Raw genomic sequence first — 7,859 nt, 5'->3', positions numbered from 1 at the left:
TTGCGGTGTTGAGCAGCACGGCGTCGTAGCCCAGCTCGAGCGCTTCGGCGGCGTGGCTCGGCGCGCCCAAGCCGGCATCGACCACCAGCGTGACATCCGGCAGCCGGTCGCGCATCAGCTTCAGCGCATCGCGGTTGGTGATGCCGCGCGCGCTGCCGATCGGCGCCGCCCATGGCATCACAACCTTGCAGCCGGCATCGACCAGCCGCAGCGCGACGCTGAGGTCCTCGGTGCAATAGGGGAACACTTCAAAGCCATCCTTGATCAGGATGGTTGCGGCTTCGACCAGCCCCACCACATCCGGCTGCAGCGTGTCGTTGTCGGCGATCACCTCGAGCTTGATCCACGCCGTGCCGAACAGTTCGCGCGCCAGTTTTGCCGTCGTCACCGCCTCGCGCACGCTGCGGCAGCCGGCGGTGTTGGGCAGCACGGTGACATCGAGCTCTCTTATCAGCGACCAGAACGCGTCGCCGGTCTTGCCGCCGGCGGATTCGCGCCGCAGCGATACCGTGACGATGCCGGCGCCGGAGGCGCGGATCGCGTCCTGCATGATCGCCGGCGACGGATACAGCGCCGAGCCGATCAGCAGGCGGGAGGAGAAGGTCTTGCCGTAAAAATCGACCAACGAACTATCCTCCCTGCCGCGGTGTGATGATCTCGATCTCGTCGCCGCTCTTCAGCGGCGTCTGCGCCCACAGGCTCTTCGGCAGCACGTCGAAATTCAAAGCGATGGCGAAGTGCGTGCCTTCATATTCCAGTTCGGACAGCAGCGCATCGACATGCGATGCCTCGATCTCCCGGTGTTCGCCGTTGACGATCACGCGCATTGCATCACCTCATTGTCGATCACGCCGCGCTGCACATAGGCCAGCGTCAGCTCCGCCAGCGCCGGCGCCAGCAGGAAGCCGTGGCGATACAATCCGTTCACCGCGATACGGTTCTGGTCGATAGCGATACGCGGCAGGTTGTCGGGAAACGCCGGCCGCAGCCCGGCGCCGAATTCGAGAATGCGCGCTTCGGCAAACGCCGGGTGCACCGCATAGGCGGCGCCGAGCAGTTCCAGTGCGGAGCGCACGCTGACGCCGCGGTCCTCGCTCTCGATGGACGTGGCGCCAAGCATGAAGCGGTTGCCGTCGCGCGGGATCACATAGAGCGGCCAGCGCGGATGCATCAGTCTGATCGGGCGCGATAGCTGCACCTCGTCGGTCTCGACGATGATGATCTCGCCCTTGACGCCGCGCAGTTGTGGCTGCCGGTCGCGCGCGAAGAGGCCGCGGCAATCGATCACGGTGCCGTCGAGATCGTCCGGCTGCCGCTCGCTGTTGTAATGGATCGTGCCGCCTGCGGCTTTGATCCGCGCGTGCAATTGCGGCAGCACAAGCCGCGGCTCGACATGGCCTTCGCCGGGATAGAACAGCGCGTCGCGAAAGCGGCCTTCGAGCGACGGCTCGATCTCGGCCAGTTTTTGCGCGTCGAGCCGGGTGTGGCCGGAGGTCATGCTGGCGAACCGCTCATAGTCGGCGCGGTCGCGCGCATGCGCCACCACCAGCGAGCCATTGAACGGCGTATCGGGCAATTCCCCGCGCCACAAGTCGAGCGCGCGTACACCAAGCCTCGACACCACGGGTTCCGAGACCTCAGCCTCGCACCACGGCGCCAGCATGCCGCCGGCCCAGTGGCTGGTGGCCGCGGTCATGGCGCTGTCGCTACGCTCGTGCAACGTCACGGCGTGGCCCGCCTTGGCGAAGGTCAACGCCTGCCATGCGCCGGCAATGCCGGCGCCGATCACGGCTACGGGGGATTCCCCACGCGCATGTTGCGTACTCTGTAACATCCCTGTCCCTTCGCCGGCATGACCCGGATCAGGTTCAAAGGGTCACCGCGGTCCGGCGATTCTCTCGATCGAGAGTGCCAGCTTGCGGTATCTCAGCTCCTCGTCGGAGCTCCCCTCGGAACGGGTCTAATGTAAGCTCATGAGACGAGGTGTCAACGCGGGCAGGCGCATTTGCACGGTTTCGATGGAGCAGACGCCACATACACCGCCGTCATCCTGAGGCGCCGTCGCATTGCGACGGCCTCGAAGGATGAGCCGCAAGCGCTCGTGGCCGCTCCTTCGAGGCTCGCCAAAGGCTCGCACCTCAGGATGACGACGTCAGAGCGCCGTTGCCCCGGAAATCAAGGCCGCGGAACCTGGGCGTTGGCGCTGGTCAGCTCGTCCAGGCGGGGGATGGCGAGCAGCGGCTCGTGCCGATGGCGCTGCCGCTTGGCGGCATAATAATAACCGCCGGCGTAATACGACACCGCGCGGTTGTGGTCGCCATTCGCCGCACGGAACGCGCCGGCGAGGTATTTCACGGCGTAAGTGAGATTGGTGTTGGGATCGCGCAGCCCTTCGGCGGTGCCGGTGTAGCCAAGGCCGCGGGCGGTGGCGAGCTTGATCTGCATCAGGCCGATGGTGCCGCCGCGGCCGATCAGCGCCGGATGATATTTGCTCTCGCGCACGATGACCCGATGCACCAGCGCCTCCGGCACGCCGTTGGCCTGGGCATGGGTGGCGACCATGGCTTCGTAGTCGGCGCGTTGCTGGGCGGAGGCCGACTGGGGCAGGGAGATGATGGCGATGAGCCACGCCAGGGCAACCACACTTCGCATCGATGAGCCTCGAACCTTGTCACGGTCGTCTAGCGGAATCGGTCTTGCGACGGCCCTAACCCTGACGAATCAATTATCCGCATATGAGGCTTAAATGACTCCATTATGTGGCAGACGCAGCGGGGGTCACGCCGCCGCCTTACCGGCGTCTCGCGCGGGTAGCGTGATCCGCACGATCAGTCCGTTGGGCTGCCGATCGTTCAGCGTCAGCTCGCCGCCATGGGCCAGCGCCACCGCGCGGGCGATCGACAGGCCGAGGCCGAAGCCGGCAGCCTCATGGTCCATGTTGCGGGCGTCATCGCCACGGACGAAGGGTTGCAGCATCGCGCTCTTCTGGGCGTCGGAGATTCCGGGACCATCGTCGGCGACATCGATGGCCGCGCCGCCTGCCGACATGGTCAGGCCAATCTTCGCCTCGCCGCCGAATTTCACGGCGTTCTCGACGAGGTTGGTAATGGCGCGGTGCAGGTCGTCGGGCCGCGCCATCGCCATCGCGTGCGACGGGCCTTCGTAGCTGACCGTGTGGCCGACATCGGCGAACTGGTCGGCGATCAGTTGCAGCGTGGTGGCGATGTCGGTCAGCGTCAGCGCCTCGAGCTTGCGGTCGTTGCGCAGGAACGACAGCACGGCCTCGAGCATCGAGCGCATCTGGTCGAGGTCGCGCAGCATGTGGCGGCGATGACCGTCGTCCTCGATGAATTCCGAGCGCAGTCGCAGCCGGGTGATCGGCGTGCGCAGGTCATGGCTGATGGCGGCCAGCATCCTGGTGCGGTCGTCGATCAGCGCGGTGATGCGCTCGCGCATCCGGTTGAGCGCGCGCGCGACCGAGCGGATTTCCTCCGGCCCGCGCTCCGGCAGCGGCTCGGCGGCGCCATTGAGGCTGAAGTCCTCTGCGGCCTGGGCGAACGACGACAGCGGTGCCGACAGCACCCGCGCCGCCCACAGGCCGAGCAGGGTCAGGCTGATGACGATGAACAGCAGTGTGATGAACCACGGGCCGCCCCAGAATGGTCCGTTGCGTCGCTCCGGCGTGATATTGACGGACAGCGTGTCGCCATCCGGGAGTGCGATGCCGAGACGGTCGCGGGATTCGCCGGCGATGCTGAGCAACTTGGCGCCGCCGAACAGGCGGCGCAGGCTGCGTCGTGGGTACTCCTGGCTGTCATCGGGCGTCGTCGCCGTGCCCGCGGGCAAGCCCTTGATATCGAACTGCGGAAAGGTGTGCGCCATGTTGGCCAGCAGCGCCGGCCGCTCCGCAGCGGGCGTCGTGCCAAGCAGTTTGACCAGTGCCACCAACTCGCCGTGGCCGCGATCGAACCGTTGATCGTTCGGATCGGGCTGAAACAGCATGAAGGTTGCGGTGACGATGAGATGAATCGCGACGATCGAAACCACCACCAGCGCGGCGATCTGGCCGCTGATCCGCTTGAGGTTGACGACGTCGAGAAGCTTCATGGCCGCAGGCCTCGTCAGTTCGTCGCGGCGGTCGCGACGGCTTCGACGGTGGGCGTGAACATGTAGCCGCCGGAGCGCACCGTCTTGATCAAGGTGGCGTCCTGCGGATCGGCTTCGATCTTGCGACGGATACGGCTGACCAGCACGTCGATGCTGCGCTCGAACGAACCGGCGTTGCGGCCCTGAGTCAGGTCCAGCAGGCTGTCGCGCGACAGCACCCGGCCGGGGCGTTCGCAAAACGTGCGCAACAGGTCGAATTCGGCCGAGGTCATGGCGACGCGGGCGCCCGCCGGGTTGCGCAGCTCGCGCAGGCGGAAATCGATCTGCCAGCCGGCGAACGACAGCGCGGTGGCGCTCGGCGTTGCGCTGGCATTCAGCGCCGAGGCCTGGCGGCGCAGCACGGCGTTGATGCGTGCCAGCAGTTCGCGCGGATTGAACGGCTTCGGCAGGTAGTCGTCGGCGCCCATTTCGAGGCCGAGAATGCGATCGACGTCCTCGCCGCGGGCGGTCAGCATGATGATCGGCAATTGCGATTCCGCGCGCACGCGGCGGCACAGGCTGAGGCCATCCTCACCGGGCAGCATGACGTCGAGGATCAGCAGATCGACGCGGTGATCGGCCAGCGCCTTCTCCATCTCGCGGCCGTCGGCCGCGGTGGTGACGTTGCAGGAGTTGGTACGCAGATACTTTGCGATCAGCGTACGGGTTTCGCGGTCGTCTTCGACAACCAGGATATTCGGAGATGATGCCATGGAGACTCTTTTGACCGGGATCGCGAAGGCCTGCTGAAGTTTTTTGTTTCAGGTTGTTGCTGGCGCGGCAAGCGCAACACAGCGCAACATGTCAGCAAGGCGATAAAAAGACCTCGTTAACATCGTTAACCGCAAGGTGAGGCCTCTCGCAAGCACCTTGGAGACTATCATGAGCTCGATCTCGGCTGCTTCCAGCAGCTCCTATCAGACCCCCCTTCAAAAGCTGCAGCAGGAGCTGCAGGCCGAAATTGCGTCAGGAAAAGTGACGTCCGGCGATCAGGACGCGTTGTCGTCCGCGCTGACCGATATCGACGCGTCGCTGAGCGCCGGCCGTTCGAGCCAGACCAAAGGCACGCCACCGTCGGCCGACGACATCAAGTCGAAGATCGACGACCTCATCAGCACCCAGGTTTCCAGCGGCAAGCTGACATCGGATCAGGCCACCGAACTGCAGGGCGTGTTCCAGTCGGCCTTCGCCAGCGGCGGTCCCGGTGGTGCAGGCGGCGCTAAAGGCCATCATGGCGGCCACGGCGGCCCGCCGCCGACCGACGATACGACGTCGGCAGATGGCGCCTCGTCCACGGACAGCACTACCGACGCCAACGACATCCTGCAGAAGTTCCTGGCCACGCTGCAGGAGTCGCTGTCGGCCTCCTCGACCTCCTACAGCGCCAGCGGGACCTCTTCGACGGCGTCCAGCACCACCGCGTCCTTCTCAGCGTTGCTTGTCGATTATCAGACCTGATACCGCTGCGATCAGGCTGGCCACCATCTTCCGTAAAGCGGGTGGTGGCCGGCGGGCGGCGGCATGCCCAGTGCAACAACGGATCTGCTGCACTGCCCACTATTGCGGCGAAAACCGAGCACGATTTCGATGCGGAATCGGAACGTCATTCAAATGGCTGCGTTGCCCTGATGCAACCCCTTGCACAGGAGGAACATATGCTGAAGAAATATATGACGGCTGGTCTGTTGGGATCGGCGATGTTGGCGTCTACAGCGTTCGCGCAGAGCCCGGCCGCGACGACGACTTCGCCCGCCGCAGCACCGGTAACGGCTTCCGATTCCACCTATAACGGTAACTGGCGGGCCTCGAAGTTGGTCGGCGTTAACGTGTACAACGACGCCAATGAAAGCCTTGGTTCGATCAACGATCTGCTGACCGACAAGGGTGGAAATATCAAGGCCGTGGTAATCGGCGTTGGTGGTTTCCTCGGCGTCGGCGAGCACCTCGTTGCGGTCGCGTACGACAAGGTCAAGTTCGTCAACGAGCCGGTGGTAACGACCTCGGCGGCCGGCGGTGCGGCGACCGGCGCGCGTCCGGGTGCATCAACCGGCATGACGACCGGAGCGGCCACTACTGGTGCGGCACCGGCTTCGCCCGCCGCGTCGAAGCCGAATCCCTGGTATCCGGACCACGCCGTCATCAGCGCCACCAAAGATCAGCTGAAGGCGATGTCCGAGTTCAAGTATTCGACGAACTAACGCCTGAAATCTGGCGCTGCAACGAAAGAAGCGCGTCCGGGTAACCGGGCGCGCTTTTTGTGCTGTCTCGTTCCCCCGAATGCTGCGCGCTGCGCGAGAAATTCGAGAAACGAGTCTTTTCGATATCACGCGTCGGTTACGGCTTGCCCTTCACCAGCGGGCAACCGCCCTTGTCGAGCGGGCGGAATGCCTCGTCGCCGGGTACTTCGGCGAGCAATTTGTAGAGGTCCCATTCGCCCTTCGACTCCGATGGCTTCTTGACCTCGAACAGATACATCTCGTGCACCATTCGGCCGTCCTCGCGAATCTTCCCGTCCTTGGCGAAGAAGTCGTGAATCGGCGTTGCCTTCATCTGCGCCATGACCTTCGGCGCCTCGTCGGTGCCGATCGCATCGATCGCCTTCAGGTAATGCATGGTTGCCGAATACAGTCCTGCCTGGATCATGGTCGGCATATGCCCGACCTTTTCGTTGAAGCGCTTCGAGAACGCGCGGGTGCCATCGTTCATGTCCCAGTAGAATGCGTCGGTGGCAATCAGACCCTGCGCTTCCTGGATGCCCAGCGAATGAGTGTCGGTGATCTCCTGCAGCAGCGCGATCATCTTCTGCCCGCCCTTCAGGATTCCGAATTCGGCGGCCTGCTTCAGCGCGTTGGTGGTGTCACCGCCGGCATTGGCCAGCGCGATCACCTTGGCCTTGGACGCCTGCGCCTGCAGCAGGAACGACGAGAAGTCCGACGAGTTGAGCGGATGCTTGACGCCGCCGACCACCTTGCCGCCGGTCGCCTTGACGATGTTGGACGCATCGCGCTCCAGCGCCGCGCCAAAAGCGTAGTCGGCGGTGATGAAGAACCATGTATCTTCGCCGCGCTGGACCATCGCTTTGCCGGCGACGTTGGACAGCGCATAGGTGTCGTAGGTCCAGTGCACGGTATTGGGCGAGCAGGCGATGCCGGTGATATCGGAGCTGCCGCCGCCGGAGTTGATGTTGATCCGATTTTTTTCGCGGGTCAGCGCCGACACCGGCAACGCCACCGATGAGGTCGGCACGTCAACGATCGCATCGACCTTGTCGTTGTCGTACCAGTTGCGCGCGATGCCGACGCCGACGTCGGGCTTGTTCTGGTGGTCGGCGGAGATCACCTCGACCGGCTTGCCCTTCACCTTGCCGCCGTAATCGGCAACCGCCATCTGGACCGCGGCCAGCGAGCCCTTGCCGGTCGCGTCGGCATAGAGGCTCGACATGTCGGTGAGCACGCCGATCTTGACGACATCATCGGAGATCTGGGCGTTCGCCGCGCTGCCGGACGCGGCGAAAGCGATGGTGGCCGCGACCGCGGCTGCAAGCGATTTCATGGTGTCTTCTCCCGGGCTTTTTTGTTTGAGGGCTTAAGTTCGGACCCGTCTTCTATCCGGCTTGGCAGGCGCCTGCCAAGCGAAAGACGCTGCGGAACCGGGACCGGATGATCATAAAAACGGCGCGGGAGAGCCTAGAGCCCCGGCAGCGCGGTGACGGT

9 protein-coding genes and 1 riboswitch are annotated in these 7,859 nt (G+C 64.5%); of the genes, 2 read left to right on the top strand and 7 right to left on the bottom strand.

What is annotated here, in order from left to right; translation table 11 throughout:
* The 6 genes from JWR89_RS23525 to JWR89_RS23500 all read right to left on the bottom strand — a co-directional run.
* On the bottom strand, window positions 1–625 hold a 625-nt coding region (locus JWR89_RS23525), incomplete at its 3' end, for a thiazole synthase (protein WP_299720588.1).
* A 4-nt stretch (window positions 626–629) separates the two neighbouring features.
* The gene (thiS, locus tag JWR89_RS23520; protein WP_299720587.1) at window positions 630–827 is read right to left on the bottom strand and encodes a sulfur carrier protein ThiS; all 198 of its coding nucleotides are present in this window, start codon (window positions 825–827) and stop codon (window positions 630–632) included.
* Window positions 818–1,834 (bottom strand): FAD-dependent oxidoreductase, encoded by a 1,017-nt coding sequence (locus JWR89_RS23515; RefSeq protein WP_299720586.1) that lies wholly within the window; start codon window positions 1,832–1,834, stop codon window positions 818–820. The genes thiS and JWR89_RS23515 overlap by 10 nt, the downstream gene beginning before the upstream one ends.
* Window positions 1,822–1,960: riboswitch (TPP riboswitch) on the bottom strand. Its footprint overlaps the gene before it by 13 nt.
* A 215-nt stretch (window positions 1,961–2,175) precedes the next feature.
* The gene (locus JWR89_RS23510; protein WP_299720585.1) at window positions 2,176–2,652 is read right to left on the bottom strand and encodes a transglycosylase SLT domain-containing protein; all 477 of its coding nucleotides are present in this window, start codon (window positions 2,650–2,652) and stop codon (window positions 2,176–2,178) included.
* A 126-nt stretch (window positions 2,653–2,778) separates the two neighbouring features.
* Window positions 2,779–4,107: an ATP-binding protein gene (locus JWR89_RS23505; RefSeq protein WP_299720583.1), complete on the bottom strand. Its 1,329-nt coding sequence runs from the start codon at window positions 4,105–4,107 to the stop codon at window positions 2,779–2,781.
* Window positions 4,108–4,121: 14 nt separating this feature from the next.
* Complete coding sequence (locus JWR89_RS23500; RefSeq protein WP_299720581.1) at window positions 4,122–4,859, bottom strand: response regulator; 738 nt, start codon at window positions 4,857–4,859, stop codon at window positions 4,122–4,124.
* Window positions 4,860–5,028: 169 nt separating this feature from the next.
* On the opposite strand from JWR89_RS23500, the gene JWR89_RS23495 reads away from it, so the two are divergent.
* The gene (locus JWR89_RS23495) at window positions 5,029–5,604 is read left to right on the top strand and encodes a hypothetical protein (protein WP_299720580.1); all 576 of its coding nucleotides are present in this window, start codon (window positions 5,029–5,031) and stop codon (window positions 5,602–5,604) included.
* Between the two features lie 197 nt (window positions 5,605–5,801).
* Entirely contained in the window at window positions 5,802–6,344 is a 543-nt protein-coding gene (locus tag JWR89_RS23490) for a PRC-barrel domain-containing protein (RefSeq protein ID WP_299720579.1), read from the top strand.
* A 136-nt stretch (window positions 6,345–6,480) separates the two neighbouring features.
* On the opposite strand, the gene JWR89_RS23485 is transcribed toward JWR89_RS23490, so the two are convergent.
* The gene (locus JWR89_RS23485; protein WP_299720578.1) at window positions 6,481–7,698 is read right to left on the bottom strand and encodes an ABC transporter substrate-binding protein; all 1,218 of its coding nucleotides are present in this window, start codon (window positions 7,696–7,698) and stop codon (window positions 6,481–6,483) included.
* Between the last annotated feature and the right edge of the window lie 161 nt (window positions 7,699–7,859).

This window comes from Tardiphaga sp., assembly GCF_028290785.1.
GTDB lineage: Bacteria > Pseudomonadota > Alphaproteobacteria > Rhizobiales > Xanthobacteraceae > Tardiphaga.
The sequence above is the reverse complement of the archived record's forward strand: the minus strand, read 5'-3'. Positions and strand labels throughout refer to the sequence as shown.